The organism is Nitrospirillum iridis (assembly GCF_014205765.1).
Classification (GTDB): domain Bacteria; phylum Pseudomonadota; class Alphaproteobacteria; order Azospirillales; family Azospirillaceae; genus Nitrospirillum; species Nitrospirillum iridis.
Genome location: NZ_JACIIZ010000008.1, coordinates 248,015 through 263,510, shown reverse-complemented (window position 1 = coordinate 263,510; position 15,496 = coordinate 248,015). Strand labels below are relative to the sequence as shown.

Sequence of the window (15,496 nt, the reverse complement as noted above, 5' to 3'; positions counted from 1 at the left end):
GGCACTCGCCGCGACAGGGCGTTAACGCGCCATTGTTTCTTTGGCGTTGGGAATGGGGTTATCCTGTGCCCCTGCACGCCGCAGGGGGCCCCTCGATCAAGGGGAAGCGGAGAGGTACTAACAGGATGTCGGTGTTGGAGACCGCGCGGCACCGTCGCCCGGCCATCTTTTTCCTGACCCGCGGTCCGATTCTGGCCGCGTTGTCCGGTATCGCGTTGACTGTCCTTGCCGCTTTCTACGTGCAATCCATGCTGTCGGGCGTGGCGCAGGCCAGGCTGGCGGATGAGGCCGACGCCCGCAGCCGTCATGTCCAGCAGCGCTTGGATCGAATCGCCGCCACCCTGGGCGCGGAAGGGGATTTCCTTACGGCCAACCCCGCCCCGGCGGAGTTCGACCGCCAGGTGGCGCTGCTGATCGACCTGCGGCCGGAGATCAAGGCCGTATCCTGGGTGGGGCCGGGCGGAAATGTCCTGCGCACCGGTCCCGCCGGCAGTGAGACGACCCCCGGCGACCTGGCTGATCTGCCCCCTCCCCCCGCCGGCGGGGGCGTCACCGTCCGCCTGGGCGGCGACGGCGCCAGCCTGCTGCTGGCCCGCTTCACCCCTGGGGCGCCTGCGGGCACGGAGACGGCGCTGGTGGCTCGCATCGACCTGCGCGACCTGCTGACCTTGCGTATGGAGGGGGGGCAGTCCAACGCGGCGCTGTGGACGCGCCTCAGCCTGCGCTCCCGCGGTGGTGACGCGGCCTTTGTCCAAACCGGCCACACCGCCGCCGCCGCCTATGAACTAAGCCGCGCCATTTCCGTGGGCGACAGCGTTTGGTGGCTGGACATGACGGGCGATCTGGTCGCCGGGCTGGCCCGCCAATCGTGGGAGGTCGAGGCCGTGCTGGTCTTCGGCCTGGCGCTCACCTTCGGTGTCAGCCTGGTGCTGATGGTCAGCCGCCGGCGCGCCCACGACCGTGTGGTGCTGATGGATAGCCTTGAACAGGCTAACGCGGTGCTGCACGCCAGCGAGCGCAAGTACCGCGACATCTATGAGAACGCGGTGGAGGGCATGTTCACCATCACCATCGGCGGCGCCTTCCTGTCGGCCAACCCCGCCCTGGTGCGCATGCTGGGCTATGCCTCGGAAGAGGATCTGGCCAATGCCATGCCCGATGCCTGGACAAGGCTGTTCGTCGATTCTCGTCCGCGCGCGGACTTTCCCCGCGGCGTGGCGGAGCGGGGCGCCATCCAGGATTTCGTCGCGGAAATCCGCCGCAAGGACGGCAGCACGTTGTGGGCCTCCCTCTCCGCCCGGGTGCTGCTGGATGAGGCTGGGCGCGCCTATGCCATTCAGGGCACGGCCGATGACATCACCGATCGCCGCCGGGCGGAGGTGGCGTTGCGCCTGGCCAAGGAGCAATCGGAGTTCGCCAGCCGCTCCAAGACCGAGTTCCTGGCCAATATGAGCCATGAGTTGCGCACGCCGTTGAACGCCATCATCGGCTTTTCCGAAATCATCGGCAGCCAGTCGCTGGGCGTCATCGACAACCCCGCCTATGCCGAATACGCGCGCGACATCCATGATAGCGGCCGCATGCTGCTGGACCTCATCAACGACATCCTGGACTTGTCCAAGATCGAGGCGGGCAAGCGCGAGCTGAACGAGCATATGGTGGATTTGCCCCGTGTCTTCGCCTCCTGCCTGCGGGTGGTGAAGGAACGGGCCATCCGCGGCGGCATCAACCTGCAGACCGACTACGCGGATTTCCTGCCCCGCCTGCGCGCGGACGAGGTGGCGCTGAAGCAGCTGTTGTCCAACCTGCTGGCCAACGCGGTGAAATTCACCCTGAAAGGCGGCAGCGTGACCCTCGGCGCCGGGGTTGATGGCGAGGGCCGCCTGGTCATCACCGTGACCGACACCGGCATCGGCATGCGGGCGGAGGACATCGGCCGCGCCCTGGAACCGTTCCGCCAGATCGAAAATCCGCTGACCCGCACCGCCGGCGGCGCCGGGTTGGGTTTGCCCTTGGTGCGGGCTTTGGTGGAACTGCACAACGGCAAACTGGAAATCGACAGCGAGCCTGGCGCCGGCACGACCGCCCGCGTCATCATGCCGGCCGACCGGGTGTGGCCTGATATCAATCTGGTGGCCGCCGCCAACTGATACTGACGACATTTTACCGTGGCCGGTCAAATGCCGCCCCTCAACCGCCGCTCAACGATTGGCCTTGTTCAGCAGGTCCAGGATGCGTTCCATCACCACGTCGGCCAGGGGACGCACGGGCGAGGGCCATATTTCGGCGAGGCGGCCATCCGGGGTGATCAGATATTTCTGGAAGTTCCAGCGCGGCCATCCGGCCTCGCCCACGCTGCTGACCGCCCACTGGAAGAAGGGGTGGGCGCCGGGACCGACGACGGTCTGCTTGGCCGCGATGGGGAAATCGACGCCGTAGCTGGTGGCGCAGAACCGCGCGATTTCCGCCGGGCTGCCCGGTTCCTGCCCCCCGAAATCGTTGGATGGAACCGCCAGCACCATCAGCCCGCGGCCACGCAGCAGGGACCACAGGGTCTGGAGCTCGGCATATTGCGGCGTGTGGCCGCAGGCGGACGCCGTGTTGACCACCAGCACCGGCTGGCCCTTGAAGGCCGACAGCTGGATGACGCCATTACCGCTCAGGCTGGGAAAGGCGAAGCTGTGGGCGTTCAGCCTTTCCCGCGTCTTCATCCGCTCCATGAATCCATCCTGGGGAATTGAATTCGAGGGGGTGGTCCCACGCCGATGGGGATCAGCCATAGCGTTGCTCGGTCCAGGGGTCGCCTTCGTTATGGTACCCCCGCACCTCCCAGAAGCCGGGCATGTCGTCATTGGTGAACTGGATGCGCCGGATCCACTTGGCGGACTTCCAGAAATAGACCTTGGGCACCACCAGCCGCACCGGGCCCCCATGCTCCCGCGCCAGGGGCTTGCCCTCCCAGGCGGTGGCCAGCAGGACGTCGGCATCGTCAAAGACCGACAGGCTTAGGTTGGTGATGTAGCCGTCATGGCTGTGCAGGATGACGTGGGCGGCATCCGCCTGGGGGCGTGCCGTTTCCACGATGTGGCGGGCGGAAACCCCTTGCCAGTGGTTGTCATAGCGCGACCATGACGTGACGCAGTGGATGTCGGAGACGTCGCTGAACGCCGGCTGGTCCTGGAAATCCGCCCAGCTCCAGGTGAAGGGGTGGTCGACCAGCCCGTCCACGGTCAACGCCCATTGCGCCAGGGGCACATCGGGTTGGATGCCCAGGTCCAGCACCGGCCAGTTGCTCACCAGGCGTTGGCCGGGAGGCAGGCGCGGGCGCTCCGGTGACGGGGCGGCGCCGGTCAACAGCCGGCCCTCCCGGGCCCAGGCCCGCTTGGTCGCCACCAGTTTGCTTTGCCTGTCGGCGGTGTCGTCAGGATTGTCGGTGACCATACGCCGGATAACTCATGCCATGATGAAACAAGATGCGATCCGGGGCCATTTCCCGGCCGGAACCACTGGGTCCAACAACGCCGGGCGGCTACCATCGCGCCGTTCCGCCGCCACATTCGCCAGGTCCATATGGTCAGGATAATGCGGCCTGTCCCCCCTGCCTACGCCGCAGCGGCGCTTTGGGGCGGGACTGTGCTTCGGGGTCTGTGCTTTAAGGCAACGATAGATACCCTGACCGTTGGCAGGCCTACCCGTTAAGGTTAACGTTCCGCCGCCACGACGCCCTTTGCTTTGCCACCCTAATGGTTGCGGATAATGCGGAAAGTCCTTCTTCCCCTTTTCTTTTTGCTGCTGACGGCCTTGCTTCAGCCCGCCTTGTCCCCGACGGCGGGGGCGCAGACGGTCGCGCCGGCGGCGTCCGATGCGCCAATGGCGACGGACCAGAAGGCGGATCCGGATAAGGCCGTGGACCAGGAAGGGCAGGCCGGCGCCGCGCCCGTTGGCGAAGCCCCGAAGGAAGCGGTGCCGGTTCCCGTCCCGGTGCCGGTTCCCACGGCACCGGCCAATGCTGTGCCGCCAGCCGCCTCATCCCAGGCGGCGGCCTTGCTGCAGACCCTGCAAGATCCCCAGCGCCGCGACCTCCTGATCGCCCAGCTGAAGCTGCTGGCCGACGCCAATCCCGCGGCCTCGTCCGCCGGCGCCGCGCCGCCAGCTCCCGCCGCCGCGGCGCCGGCCACCCTGGTCGACGCCGAGGAGTCGGAGGTGGCGACGCTGGGCGCCCGCACCCTGGAAGCCCTGTCCGACCGCATCGGGGAATTGAGCGAAGAAATCGCGGAGGGTGGCCAGGCGTTGCTGGACCTGCCCAAGGCCTATCGCTGGCTGGACCGCCAGGTCTCCGACCCCCGTCTGCGGGAGCAGTGGGGCATCCTGGCGGGCGAGGTGCTGCTGGTGATCATCGCCGGCTATGCGGCCCGGCTGGTCACCTTCTGGGCCCTGGCCCGCCCCCGCCGGGTGCTGGAACATCGCCCGACCAAGAACCTGTGGGTGCGGCTGGGCTTGCTGCTGCCCCGTACCCTGCTGGACGCCGTGCCCATCGTCGCTTTCGCGATGGCGGCCTACGGTGTGCAGACCCTGACCCATCCGCCTAAGCCCGCGTCCATGGCGGCGCTCGGCATCATCCTGTCCAGCCTGCTGGTCCAGGGCACCATGCTGGCCAGCCGTTTCCTGCTGTCCCCGGGCGCCCCCCTGCTGCGCCTGGCGCCGGTGGGGGACGAGACGGCGCATTACATCTATATCTGGGTGCGGCGCGTGGCGCTGACGGCCGTCTACGGCTACTTCGTGGCCCAGGTGGCGCTTCAGCTCGGCCTGCCCTACCGTCCCTACATGGCACTGCTGAAGGTGGTGGGGCTGATCGTCGGTATCATGCTGGTCATCCTGGTGTTGCAGAACCGCCAGGGCGTGGCAGACTGGATTCGGGGGCGCGCGCCGCTGAAGCCGGAGGACCTGTCGGATGACGGGGCGCTTGAGGCCCAGTTGGCGGCTGAAATTTCCGGCGACAGCCCGTTGGTGACGACCCCGGACCATCCCTCGGCATGGGGCCTGGTCCGTCGGCGCCTGGCCGAGGTCTGGCATGTCCTGGCCATCGTTTATCTGGTGGCCATCTACGGCATTTGGGCGCTGGAGGTGAAGGGCGGCTTCGGCTTCGTCTCCCGCGCCACCCTGGTCAGCATTGTCACCCTGATCGCGGCCCGACTGATCATGGAGGGGGCCGACCGCCTGATCCGGCGTGGCTTCGCCATCCCCGACGACCTGAAACGCCAGTACCCCCTGCTGGAATCCCGCGCCAACCGCTACCTGCCCATCCTGCACCGGGTGGCCAAGGTGGTGGTGTGGCTGGTGGGCCTGCTGACGGTGCTGCAGGCGTGGGGCATGGACAGCTTCGGGTGGCTCAGCACCCCCTTCGGACAGCGGATCAGCGCCTCGTTGCTGACCATCGTCCTCATGGTCGTCTTCGCCTTGATCGTATGGGAACTGGTGAGTGGCGGCATCGAACGCTATCTCGCCCCCACCGACCGTCACGGCCGCCCGGTGGAGCGCAGCCCCCGCATCCGCACCTTGCTGCCCCTGGTGCGCAACGTGGTGCTGGTGGTGCTGCTGGCCATGGTGGCGCTGACCGTGCTGGCGGAAATCGGGGTGAACATCGCCCCGCTGCTGGCCGGTGTCGGCTTCCTGGGCGTCGCCGTCGGCTTCGGTTCGCAGTCGCTGGTGAAGGACGTCATCACCGGCCTGTTCATCCTGTTCGAGGACACCATTTCCGTTGGCGATTCCGTGACTCTGGCGGGCTACACCGGCACGGTGGAGGGGCTGACCATCCGCACCATCCGCCTGCGCGATGACAGCGGTGCGGTGCACACCGTGCCGTTCAGCGCGGTCACCGGCATTTCCAACCTGACCAAGGACTACAGCTATTTCAGCGCCGATTTCGGCATCGCCTACGCCACCGACATGAACCGGGCGGTTCAGATCATGACGGAAATCGGCGAGGAGATGCAGGCCGACAGCCTGTTCGCGGCGTCCATCCTGGCGCCCCTGGAAATCCTGGGGGTCAGTGAGTTCGCGGAAAAGGCGGTGAAGATCAAGTTCCGCATCAAGACCCGGCCCCGCCGCCACATGGCCGTGGGCCGCGAGTTCAACCGCCGCCTGAAGCTGCGCTTCGACGCGGAGAACATCCCCTTCCCCATTTAGGGCCCTTCCCCGTTTAAGGCCCTTCCCGGTTTAATAGGCCAGGATTTCATCCGGGGTTTCGGCATCCACCACCCGCGCCGCCGTGTCGAAGTCGAAACCGGCGCGGGCCAGGGTGGCCAGGTCCTTGTCCCGTTTCGCCGCCCGCTCCATCTCCGGGCGGAAGGGGCCCAGGCGGCGGCGGCGGGCATAGGCGTGGGCGGCGCGCAGGTCGGTCGCCCCCTCTTCCGCACCCTCCTGCGCCAATTCATCCAGGGCCGCGGTCACCACCTCGGCGTCCACACCCTTGGCCGCCAGCTTCTGGCGGATGGTGCGGGTGGATCCGCCGCGGCGGTGCAGGCTGGCGACCTTGCCCTCGGCGTAGACGCGGTCGTTCAGCAGGCCGCTTTGCTGATAGCGGTCGATCAGCGCCTCCACCCACTCCGCCCCTTGCGCCCGGTCCGTGCCGTGGGCGGTGGCCGACATCTCCACCTTGCGCATCAGCACCCGGCGCAGGGCGGCGGTGGAGGCGGCGAAGCGCTCCAGATAATGCAGGGCCGCGCGCTCCAGGTACGCGGCGCTGACCCGCTTGGGCTCGCGGCGCTGGCCCGATGGACGGTGGCCGGACGGGCCACGGGGATGGGGCCGGCCGGGTGGCCTGGCGGGGGGATCGAAAAGGTCGTCGGTCATGGCGACTATGGTAGCCTTTGGCGGGCCCCCGGCGCCATCGTTCCGCACCTTCCTGTGACGCTGCTCATATTGCCGGACGGGCGGTGCGGCGTTAAGGTCGGCCCAGCCTTGCCGGGGTGTCTTCCCCGGACCAACCCGTTCGGGCACCTGATCCCATGACCTTGCTGCAGCAATCCCCCCTGGTCTCCGGTGCCATGCCGGCGACGCCCCCGGCCCCCCGGGCCCTGGGCGCCATCAACTGGGTCGGCTTCGCCACCCTGACCAAGCGGGAGATACGACGTTTCCTGAAGGTGTGGGTGCAGACCATCGCGGCGCCGGTGGTGACCACCCTGCTGTTCTACGCGGTGTTCGCCTTGGCCCTGGGTGGGGTGGTGCGCATGGTGGGGGACGTGCCCCTCCTGCGCTTCCTCGGTCCCGGCCTCATCATGATGGGCATGGCGCAGAACGCCTTCGCCAACACATCGTCGTCGGTGCTGGTGTCCAAGGTCCAGGGCAACATCGTCGATGTGCTGATGCCGCCGCTGTCGCCCTTTGAATTCGTCTCCGCCTTCGTCACTGGTGGGGTGGTGCGCGGGCTGATGGTGGGGGCCGTCACCTGGATGGTCATCCAGATGATCGTGCCGCTGGGCATGCACGCGCCCCTTTTCGTGCTGTTCCATGCCGTGATGGCGTCGATGCTGTTGTCCCTGCTGGGCCTCATCGGCGGCATCTGGGCGGACAAGTTCGACCACATGGCGGCGGTCACCAACTTCGTGATCACGCCCCTGTCCTTCCTGTCCGGCACCTTCTACACCCTCGACAGCGCGCCGCGCTTTTTCCACGCCGTGGCCCACGTGAACCCCTTCTTCTATTTCATCGACGGGTTCCGTTACGGTTTCATCGGCCATACCGACGGCACCTTGGGCACCGGCATCGCCGTGATGCTGGCCGCCAACCTGGCCCTTTGGCTGGTGGCGTTGCGCATGGTCGCCACCGGCTACAAACTGAAGGCCTGACGCGATGGACATGCCGGCCAATGGGGCGGGGGGTGGGTTGGGTGCCGAGATGCCGTTGCCGGCGGGCGCCTACCGTCCGGAGCGCCGGCGCCATCACGGCCGTTTCAACACCCTGGGTTTCCTGACGTTGCTGGGGCGCGAGGTGAAGCGCCTGCGCAAGCTGGCCATGCTGTTCCTGGTGGCGCCCGGGCTGTCGGCCGCCCTCTATTTCACCGTTTTCGCCTTCGGTCTGGGCGACAAGCGGGGCACGCCCGAGGGCGACGCCATCCTGGCCTTCCTGGTGCCGGGCCTGGTGACCCTGTCCCTGTTGACCCAGGCGGTGCAGATTCCCTCCTTCTCCATCCTCTACGCCAAGATGGAAGGCGCCATCCTGGACCAGCTGATGGCGCCGATAGGGGCCGCGGAAATGCTGGCGGCCTACGTCCTGTCCGCCATGGCCGCCGGCATCGCCAGCGGCGCCGCCGTCTGGGTGGGCTTCCTTGTCTTCTGGCAGGCACCGATGGCCGACCCGGCGCTGGTGCTGCTGTTCGTCGTCCTGGGGGCCACCATGATGGCCACCTTCGGGGTTCTGACCGGCCTGATCAGCGTGAAATGGGACCATCTGTCGGCGGCCATGACCTTCGTCTTCACCCCCCTGATCTTCCTGTCCGGCCTGTTCGCCCCGGTGGAGGGCATGCCGCCGGTCCTGCGCGCGATCGTCCAGGCCAACCCCATCTTCTACGCCATCGATGGCGTGCGCATGGGCTTCCTCGGCCAGGGCCAAGCCCACCCGGCCCTGGCCATCCTGGTGCTGACGGTGGTGGACGTGGCACTGCTGGCGGTGGCGGGGACGCTGCTGCACCGGGGCTATCGCCTGCGGAACTGAGCGGCTTGGACGACCATCCAAGCCGGCCAGCCATGTGCTGGGCGCGCGGTTGTACTGGCTGGCCTGCTGGCGGAGGGTTTGCAACCGATGGCCGGCTTGCCTAGAGTGCCGCGCCATGGGACAGCGGACTTTGGACATAGACCTTGCCGGCGGCGACTGGCAGTGGATGGCCGTGCATGGCGGGGCCGTGCGCATATGCCTGCCCGCGACCTGGGCGCGTGTTTACCGCGACGACGGTGGCCTGGCCCTGCAATCGCCGACCTTCTGGTCCTCCACAGAGGGACGCCCGGTGGGCGGCTACCCGCTGGATCTGCTGGTTTCGGCCACCACCTACGCCAACGACTATGGCGTGGAGCCTGAGGACGCGCTGCAGTATCTGGACCGCGACCACCTGCTGCCCCCGGGCGTGACCGCCATGGCCTCGGGCGATCGCCGTTGGATCGCCTACTGCGCCGCCATGCCGGCGGCGTCCCGGCCCGACCAGCCCACCGACCACCCGACCCCCGACGCGCAGATCTTCGTCTGGAAGATGGCGGACTTCCGTCCGCCCGACCGGGTGTGCGTGGCCACCCTGCAGCTCTATGTCCCGGGCGAGGAATTCTGGGTTCCGGGGCTGGGCGGCCTGCTGGACCGCCTGGGCGACGAAATCGGGCGCATGGAATTCGGCAATGCCGACCAAGGCCCCGTCAGCGCCGTGACCATGCGCAACATCGTGCATGCCGACGTCCTGCGCTTTCGCCTGCCCTGGGACTGGCGGAGCAGCGATGACGAGGCGGACGATCCGGCCGGCGGACCGGAGACCAGCCATTTTCGCCGCCGGGATGCGGACGAATCGGACGAGATCCTGCGGGTGGTGGTGCACGACTATCCCCCGCCCGATGACATGGAGCCCGAGTCGGCCCTGGAAGCGGCCTTGGCCGCGGGGCTGGATTGGGAGGCAATCACCGCCGAGGAAGGCGACGCCGTCCCCCCGGCCGTGCTGCTGCGCCGCATCGCCGCGCAGTTCGCCGACGGGCCCGACGGCCAGGTGGGCCTGGGCAGCGTCGACACCCTGGCGGATGACGAGGTGCTGGCCCGCTTCACCCACACCGCGGTGGAGGACGGCCGTCGCCGCCGCTGCCATCTGTGGCTGCGCGGCGCCGTCGTCGGCGGCCGGGCCACGCTGGCCGTGTTTTTCTATGGCTTGCCCGAGGTGTTGCACGGTTCCCCCCTGGCGGTGGACGCCGTGGCCATGCTGGAACGGGAAATCCGCCGCGCCCAGATCGGTGGCTATGAATCCCTGCCGGTGGGCGACCCCACCGCTAACGGCGACACCGGCCTGCCGCCGGTTCTGTCCCAGGAATGGCCGGCCGGCGGTTGGGGGGCGGGTGCCTGGGATGAGGCCGACGACCTTGTGGATGAGGACGGCACCGACGAGGAGTCGGACGGCGATGGGCATTCCGACTCGGACGACGAGGATGACGGCCACCGCCGCCGCAAAGGCGACGACCCCGCCAAGAACTGAGTAACCGTCGTTTCCTGGAAAGCCGCTCCCTGACCCTCAGGCGCGCGTGCGACCCTGTGCCTCGACAGACGAAAGTCCCGGGGCGGGGGGCATCAGCGGCGGAAACGAATGAACGAAGGGGGCGGGCTGGCTCAGCCAGCCCCCCTTCCATCCATGCATCTCCCTATCCACGCCTCTTCCTGCTGCCAGGGCGTGGCACGCCCAACTCCGGACCCTCCGCCCTTCTGGGAAGGGGCCGGGCACGGGGGCGGTCAACCTGCGTGCTCCTGTCAGCAACGCCCTTGGGGAGTGCCGTCCAGCAGGGATCGCAGGCCGGTGCCACGGCCATCGGCGGCCTTGGCGGCGTCTTCCGCCGCCAGGGAGGCCAGGCCCAGGAGGTGGACCAGTTCCCCCATGTTGTTGCGGCGGGCATCCAGCGCCAGGTTATCCAGGCAATGCTTGATGGCGATGGCGGTAGTGCGGCGCGTGTCGGTCATGACTTTGTGCCCCAGGTGTGCGGGCGACCCCTCGCCCGGAGGTCACGCGACCTCTGAAGTAATTACAGCACAGATTTTGGGGTCCAAGTCAACAGGAAGAATAAAACATCAACCACTGATATACGCTACCCCCTGACTGGGCGGTTGCTGGGTTGTAACAACGCGTTAAGTTATAAATTTGCAGCAATAACGGTCTGTAAATCGCCCCGTTAACGTCACGTTAATTAAGACTCTATATTGCCGATCTGATATTCATACGGCATTCACTTGTTTGTGGTGATTTCTGACGAATTGTAACTTGCGGGGGCCAGGAATGGGGTGGTCCGGTTCCGTCGCGTCCCCAGTGATGGTGGTGCCCTGCGGCCCTCGCCCCTATCACTGGCGTGGCGGCGGCGCCTGGCGCGCAGGCGCAAGGGCTGGCGGGGAAGGTCACTTGCGCGGCGGGTTCCATTCCTCGCACCATCCGACCCCAAGGGCCGCCCCGGCCCCCACGGCGTGTGCCGCGATGGCGGGACATATGCCGGGGGTGGAGCCGGTGCGGATTCCTGGGGCGGGGCGGCTCAAAGCCGGTTGCAGCCGGCGCCGGCCCTGCCTATATCTGCGGTGCGATGCGGTTGCTCCCGCGGTTGGTTTGGGAGGATCGTGCCATGGCGGGTGCCATGATCGTGTTGAACGTGTCCCGTTTTAACAGGGGGACCGCCCCGGTGCCGGAAGGGCCGCCGCGCGTCTGCCACATTGGAAGGGTTTGAGCTATGAGCAAAGTCATCGGTATCGATCTTGGAACCACCAACTCCTGCGTGGCCGTCATGGAAGGCACGTCGGCGAAGGTGATCGAGAACGTCGAGGGCGCGCGCACGACGCCGTCCATGACCGCCTTCACCCAGGGCGGGGAGCGCCTGGTCGGCCAGCCGGCGAAGCGCCAGGCGGTGACCAACCCCGAGAACACCCTGTTCGCGATCAAGCGCCTGATTGGCCGCCGCTACGACGATCCGCTGACCCAGAAGGACAAGGGCCTGGTGCCCTACCGCATCGTCTCCGGCGACAATGGCGACGCCTGGGTCGAGGCCCATGGCGACAAGTACAGCCCCAGCCAGGTTTCCGCCTTCATTCTGCAGAAGATGAAGGAAACGGCCGAGAATTACCTGGGCGAGAAGGTGACCCAGGCGGTCATCACCGTCCCCGCCTACTTCAACGACAGTCAGCGCCAGGCGACCAAGGACGCCGGCCGCATCGCTGGTCTTGAAGTGCTGCGCATCATCAACGAGCCGACGGCCGCGGCGCTGGCCTACGGCATGGAGAAGAAGGGTTCCGGTATCGTCGCGGTCTACGACCTGGGCGGCGGCACCTTCGACGTCTCCGTGCTGGAAATCGGCGATGGCGTGTTTGAGGTGAAGTCGACCAACGGCGACACCTTCCTGGGCGGTGAGGATTTCGACGCCCGCATCATCGACTACCTGGCCGACGAGTTTAAGAAAGAGAACGGCATCGACCTGCGCAAGGACCGGCTGGCCCTGCAGCGCCTGAAGGAAGCGGCCGAAAAGGCCAAGATCGAGCTGTCTTCCGCCATGCAGACGGAAGTCAACCTGCCGTTCATCACCGCCGACCAGACCGGCCCGAAGCACCTGAACGTCAAGCTGACCCGCGCCAAGCTGGAAGCCCTGGTCGAGGATCTGGTGGCCCGCACGGTCGAGCCCTGCAAGGCGGCCCTGAAGGATGCCGGCCTGAAGGCCAGCGAAATCGACGAGGTGATCCTGGTCGGCGGCATGACCCGCATGCCCAAGATCATCGAGACGGTGAAGCAGTTCTTCGGCCGTGAACCGCACCGCGGTGTGAACCCGGACGAAGTGGTGGCCGTCGGCGCCGCCATCCAGGGTGCCGTGCTGAAGGGTGAGGTCAAGGACGTCCTGCTGCTGGACGTGACCCCGCTGTCGCTGGGCATCGAGACCCTGGGCGGTGTGTTCACGCGGCTGATCGACCGCAACACCACCATCCCGACCAAGAAGAGCCAGACCTTCTCCACGGCCGAGGACAACCAGACGGCCGTCACCATCCGCGTCTTCCAGGGTGAGCGCGAGATGGCGGCGGACAACAAGATTCTCGGCCAGTTCGACCTGGTCGGCATCCCGTCGGCCCCGCGCGGCGTGCCGCAGATCGAGGTCACCTTCGACATCGACGCCAACGGCATCGTCAACGTCCAGGCCAAGGACAAGGCCACCGGCAAGGAGCAGGTGATCCGCATCCAGGCCTCCGGCGGCCTGTCGGACGCCGACATCCAGCGCATGGTCAAGGAAGCGGAAAGCCACGCGGCCGACGACAAGAAGCGTAAGGAGTTGGTGGAGGCCCGCAACCAGGCCGATGGCCTGATGCACTCCACCGAGCGCACGCTGAAGGAAAACGCCGACAAGCTGCCGGCGGCGGAAAAGGCGGCGGCCGAGAAGGCCATCGCCGAGCTTAAGACCGCCCTGGACGGTGAGGACGCGGCCGACATCAAGGCCAAGACCGAAGCCCTGGCCCAGGTTTCCATGAAGCTGGGTGAGGAACTGTACAAGGCCGGCCAGGACGCCCCGGCCGCCGGTGGTGAGGACCACGGCGCCGCCCATGGCGAAGGGTCGGAAAAGGTCGTCGACGCCGACTTCGAGGAAGTCGACGATGACAAGAAGAAGTCCGCCTAAGTCGTTGACGACGTTCCGGGCATGACTGACTAGGAATCGGGCCCGTTCTCCGGCGAAACCGGGGGGCGGGCCTGAGCCCGATCAGGGCCCCCCCGGCCCCGTCGGCAGGACCCCGGTTCTGGCATTTCCCTGAAGGGGCTTAGGGCCGACATGGCGAAACAGGATTATTACGAACTTCTGGGCGTGGCCAAGACCGCCACGGCCGACGACCTTAAGAAAGCGTACCGTAAGCTGGCCATGCAGTATCACCCTGACCGCAATCAGGGCGACAAGGCGGCCGAGCAGAAATTCAAGGAAGTCAGCGAAGCCTACGAAGTATTGAAGGACGAGCAGAAGCGCGCGGCCTATGACCGCTTCGGCCACGCCGCCTTCGAGAATGGCGGCGGCCGTCCCGGCGCCGGCGCCGGGGGCTTCGATTTTGGCAGCGGCTTCGCCGACATCTTCGAAGAGATGTTCGGTGATTTCATGGGCGGGCGCCGGGGCGGCGGCCAGGGCCCGGGCCGTGGCAGCGACCTCCGCTACAACCTGGAAATCTCGCTGGAGGATGCCTTCAAGGGCAGTTCCACCACGGTGCGGGTGCCGACCTCCGTCGCGTGCGAGGTCTGCAACGGCACCGGTGCCGAGTCGGGCACGCAGCCCGTCACCTGCCCCACCTGCAGTGGGGCGGGCAAGGTCCGGGCGCAGCAGGGCTTCTTCACCATCGAACGCACCTGCCCCGCCTGCTCCGGCGCCGGCCGGGTGATCAAGGATCCCTGCCGCAATTGCGGCGGCCACGGCCGTGTCCGCAAGGAAAAGACCCTGCAGGTCAACATCCCGGCTGGTGTCGAGGACGGCACCCGCATCCGCCTGTCGGGTGAGGGTGAGGCCGGCGCGCGGGGCGCCCCCCCGGGCGACCTCTATATCTTCCTGGCCATCGCCCCGCACGCGCTGTTCATCCGCGACGGCGCCAACATCCAGTGCCGGGTCCCCATCCCCATGACCACGGCGGCCTTGGGCGGCACGGTCGAGGTGCCGACCATCGACGGCAGCCGCGCCCGCGTCTCCATCCCGCCGGGCACCCAGAGCGGGCATCAGTTCCGCCTGAAGGGCAAGGGCATGAGCGTCCTGCGCAGCAGCCAGCGCGGCGACATGTATGTGACGGCCCTGGTGGAAACCCCGGTCAACCTCAACAAGCGCCAGCAGGAGCTGATGCGCGAGTTCGAGAAGGCCGGCGAGGAAAAGGGCGGCACCCATCCCGAGTCGGAAGGCTTCTTCGCCAAGGTGAAGGAGCTGTGGGCCGACCTGAAAGAGTAAAATCCGGTTGTGAGAGCACGCCGGCGCGTCACCCCGCTTCCGGGGGCGGCGCGCCGGCGTTTTTGTTTGGGGAAATCACGATGAAGCGTCTCTGCGTGTTCTGCGGCTCCAGCCCCGGCTTCGATCCGCGTTTCCTGGAGGCCGCGCGCGGCCTGGGTCGGGCCCTGGCCGGCGCCGGTATCGAGCTGGTCTACGGGGGCGCCTCCGTCGGCCTGATGGGGGCAGTGGCCGATGCCGTGCTGGACGCCGGTGGCCACGTCATCGGCGTCATCCCCGAGGCGCTGAAGCGGAAGGAGATCGCGCACGCCGGCCTGACCGATCTGCGCGTCGTCGCCTCCATGCACGAACGCAAGGCCCTGATGGCGGAGTTGTCGGACGGCTTCATCGCCCTGCCCGGCGGCATCGGCACCTTCGAGGAACTGTTCGAGGTCTGGACCTGGGCCCAGCTGGGCCACCACGCCAAGCCCTGCGCCATCTACAACGTCGCTGGCTTCTATGACGGGCTGATGGCCTTCCTGGACGGCGTGGTGGCGGCGGGCTTCATGAAACAGAACCACCGCGACATGCTGGTCGCGGCCGACACCGCCGAAAGCCTGCTGGCCCAGCTGCGCGGCTATCAGCCGCCGGCCGTGACCAAATGGATCAAGCCGGACGAGCGATGATACCAGCGGCACGAGATTCTAACTCGTGCCGCTGTAGCCCGCGACTGCGGGCGCCGGAGCTTTGCGGGGAGCGTAGCGGACTGGAAAGTGAGGAAGCCAAGCGACCGGATGGTCGCGCCCGGCGATTGAGGGACGGCATTTGACCGGTCACGATCAAGTGCCGCTGGTATGACTCCT

The 15,496-nt window shown here is 67.2% G+C and carries 12 protein-coding genes; 8 read left to right on the top strand and 4 right to left on the bottom strand.

Going from position 1 to position 15,496, the window contains the following annotated elements:
* The first annotated feature begins 125 nt into the window (after positions 1 to 125).
* The gene (locus FHS74_RS15990) at positions 126 to 2,150 is read left to right on the top strand and encodes a PAS domain-containing sensor histidine kinase (RefSeq protein ID WP_184802278.1); all 2,025 of its coding nucleotides are present in this window, start codon (positions 126 to 128) and stop codon (positions 2,148 to 2,150) included.
* Positions 2,151 to 2,201: 51 nt separating this feature from the next.
* Here the strand turns inward: FHS74_RS15990 and FHS74_RS15985 are convergent, their stop codons facing one another.
* Entirely contained in the window at positions 2,202 to 2,720 is a 519-nt protein-coding gene (locus FHS74_RS15985; protein ID WP_184802276.1) for a glutathione peroxidase, read from the bottom strand.
* A gap of 52 nt (positions 2,721 to 2,772) precedes the next feature.
* Positions 2,773 to 3,441 (bottom strand): sulfite oxidase-like oxidoreductase, encoded by a 669-nt coding sequence (locus tag FHS74_RS15980; RefSeq protein ID WP_184802274.1) that lies wholly within the window; start codon positions 3,439 to 3,441, stop codon positions 2,773 to 2,775.
* Positions 3,442 to 3,756: 315 nt separating this feature from the next.
* Between FHS74_RS15980 and FHS74_RS15975 the strand changes: the two genes are divergently transcribed.
* The gene (locus FHS74_RS15975) at positions 3,757 to 6,186 is read left to right on the top strand and encodes a mechanosensitive ion channel domain-containing protein (protein ID WP_281384655.1); all 2,430 of its coding nucleotides are present in this window, start codon (positions 3,757 to 3,759) and stop codon (positions 6,184 to 6,186) included.
* 30 nt (positions 6,187 to 6,216) lie between these two features.
* Here the strand turns inward: FHS74_RS15975 and FHS74_RS15970 are convergent, their stop codons facing one another.
* Positions 6,217 to 6,852, bottom strand: a complete 636-nt coding sequence (locus FHS74_RS15970) for a regulatory protein RecX (RefSeq protein WP_184802272.1) — start codon at positions 6,850 to 6,852, stop codon at positions 6,217 to 6,219.
* A gap of 155 nt (positions 6,853 to 7,007) precedes the next feature.
* Here FHS74_RS15970 and FHS74_RS15965 point away from each other — a divergent pair, with 155 nt between their 5' ends.
* From FHS74_RS15965 to FHS74_RS15955, 3 genes are all read left to right on the top strand, one after another.
* Complete coding sequence (locus FHS74_RS15965) at positions 7,008 to 7,847, top strand: ABC transporter permease (RefSeq protein WP_246463163.1); 840 nt, start codon at positions 7,008 to 7,010, stop codon at positions 7,845 to 7,847.
* 4 nt (positions 7,848 to 7,851) lie between these two features.
* Positions 7,852 to 8,712 (top strand): ABC transporter permease, encoded by an 861-nt coding sequence (locus FHS74_RS15960; RefSeq protein ID WP_184802270.1) that lies wholly within the window; start codon positions 7,852 to 7,854, stop codon positions 8,710 to 8,712.
* Between the two features lie 115 nt (positions 8,713 to 8,827).
* Complete coding sequence (locus tag FHS74_RS15955) at positions 8,828 to 10,216, top strand: hypothetical protein (RefSeq protein WP_184802268.1); 1,389 nt, start codon at positions 8,828 to 8,830, stop codon at positions 10,214 to 10,216.
* A gap of 269 nt (positions 10,217 to 10,485) precedes the next feature.
* On the opposite strand, the gene FHS74_RS15950 is transcribed toward FHS74_RS15955, so the two are convergent.
* Positions 10,486 to 10,692 (bottom strand): hypothetical protein, encoded by a 207-nt coding sequence (locus FHS74_RS15950; RefSeq protein WP_184802266.1) that lies wholly within the window; start codon positions 10,690 to 10,692, stop codon positions 10,486 to 10,488.
* A gap of 752 nt (positions 10,693 to 11,444) precedes the next feature.
* Between FHS74_RS15950 and dnaK the strand changes: the two genes are divergently transcribed.
* The 3 genes from dnaK to FHS74_RS15935 all read left to right on the top strand — a co-directional run bounded on the left by dnaK (position 11,445) and on the right by FHS74_RS15935 (position 15,319).
* Complete coding sequence (gene dnaK, locus FHS74_RS15945; protein ID WP_184802264.1) at positions 11,445 to 13,364, top strand: molecular chaperone DnaK; 1,920 nt, start codon at positions 11,445 to 11,447, stop codon at positions 13,362 to 13,364.
* A 150-nt stretch (positions 13,365 to 13,514) separates the two neighbouring features.
* Positions 13,515 to 14,657: a molecular chaperone DnaJ gene (dnaJ, locus tag FHS74_RS15940; RefSeq protein ID WP_184802262.1), complete on the top strand. Its 1,143-nt coding sequence runs from the start codon at positions 13,515 to 13,517 to the stop codon at positions 14,655 to 14,657.
* A gap of 80 nt (positions 14,658 to 14,737) precedes the next feature.
* Complete coding sequence (locus tag FHS74_RS15935; RefSeq protein WP_184802260.1) at positions 14,738 to 15,319, top strand: LOG family protein; 582 nt, start codon at positions 14,738 to 14,740, stop codon at positions 15,317 to 15,319.
* The last annotated feature ends 177 nt before the right edge of the window (positions 15,320 to 15,496 follow it).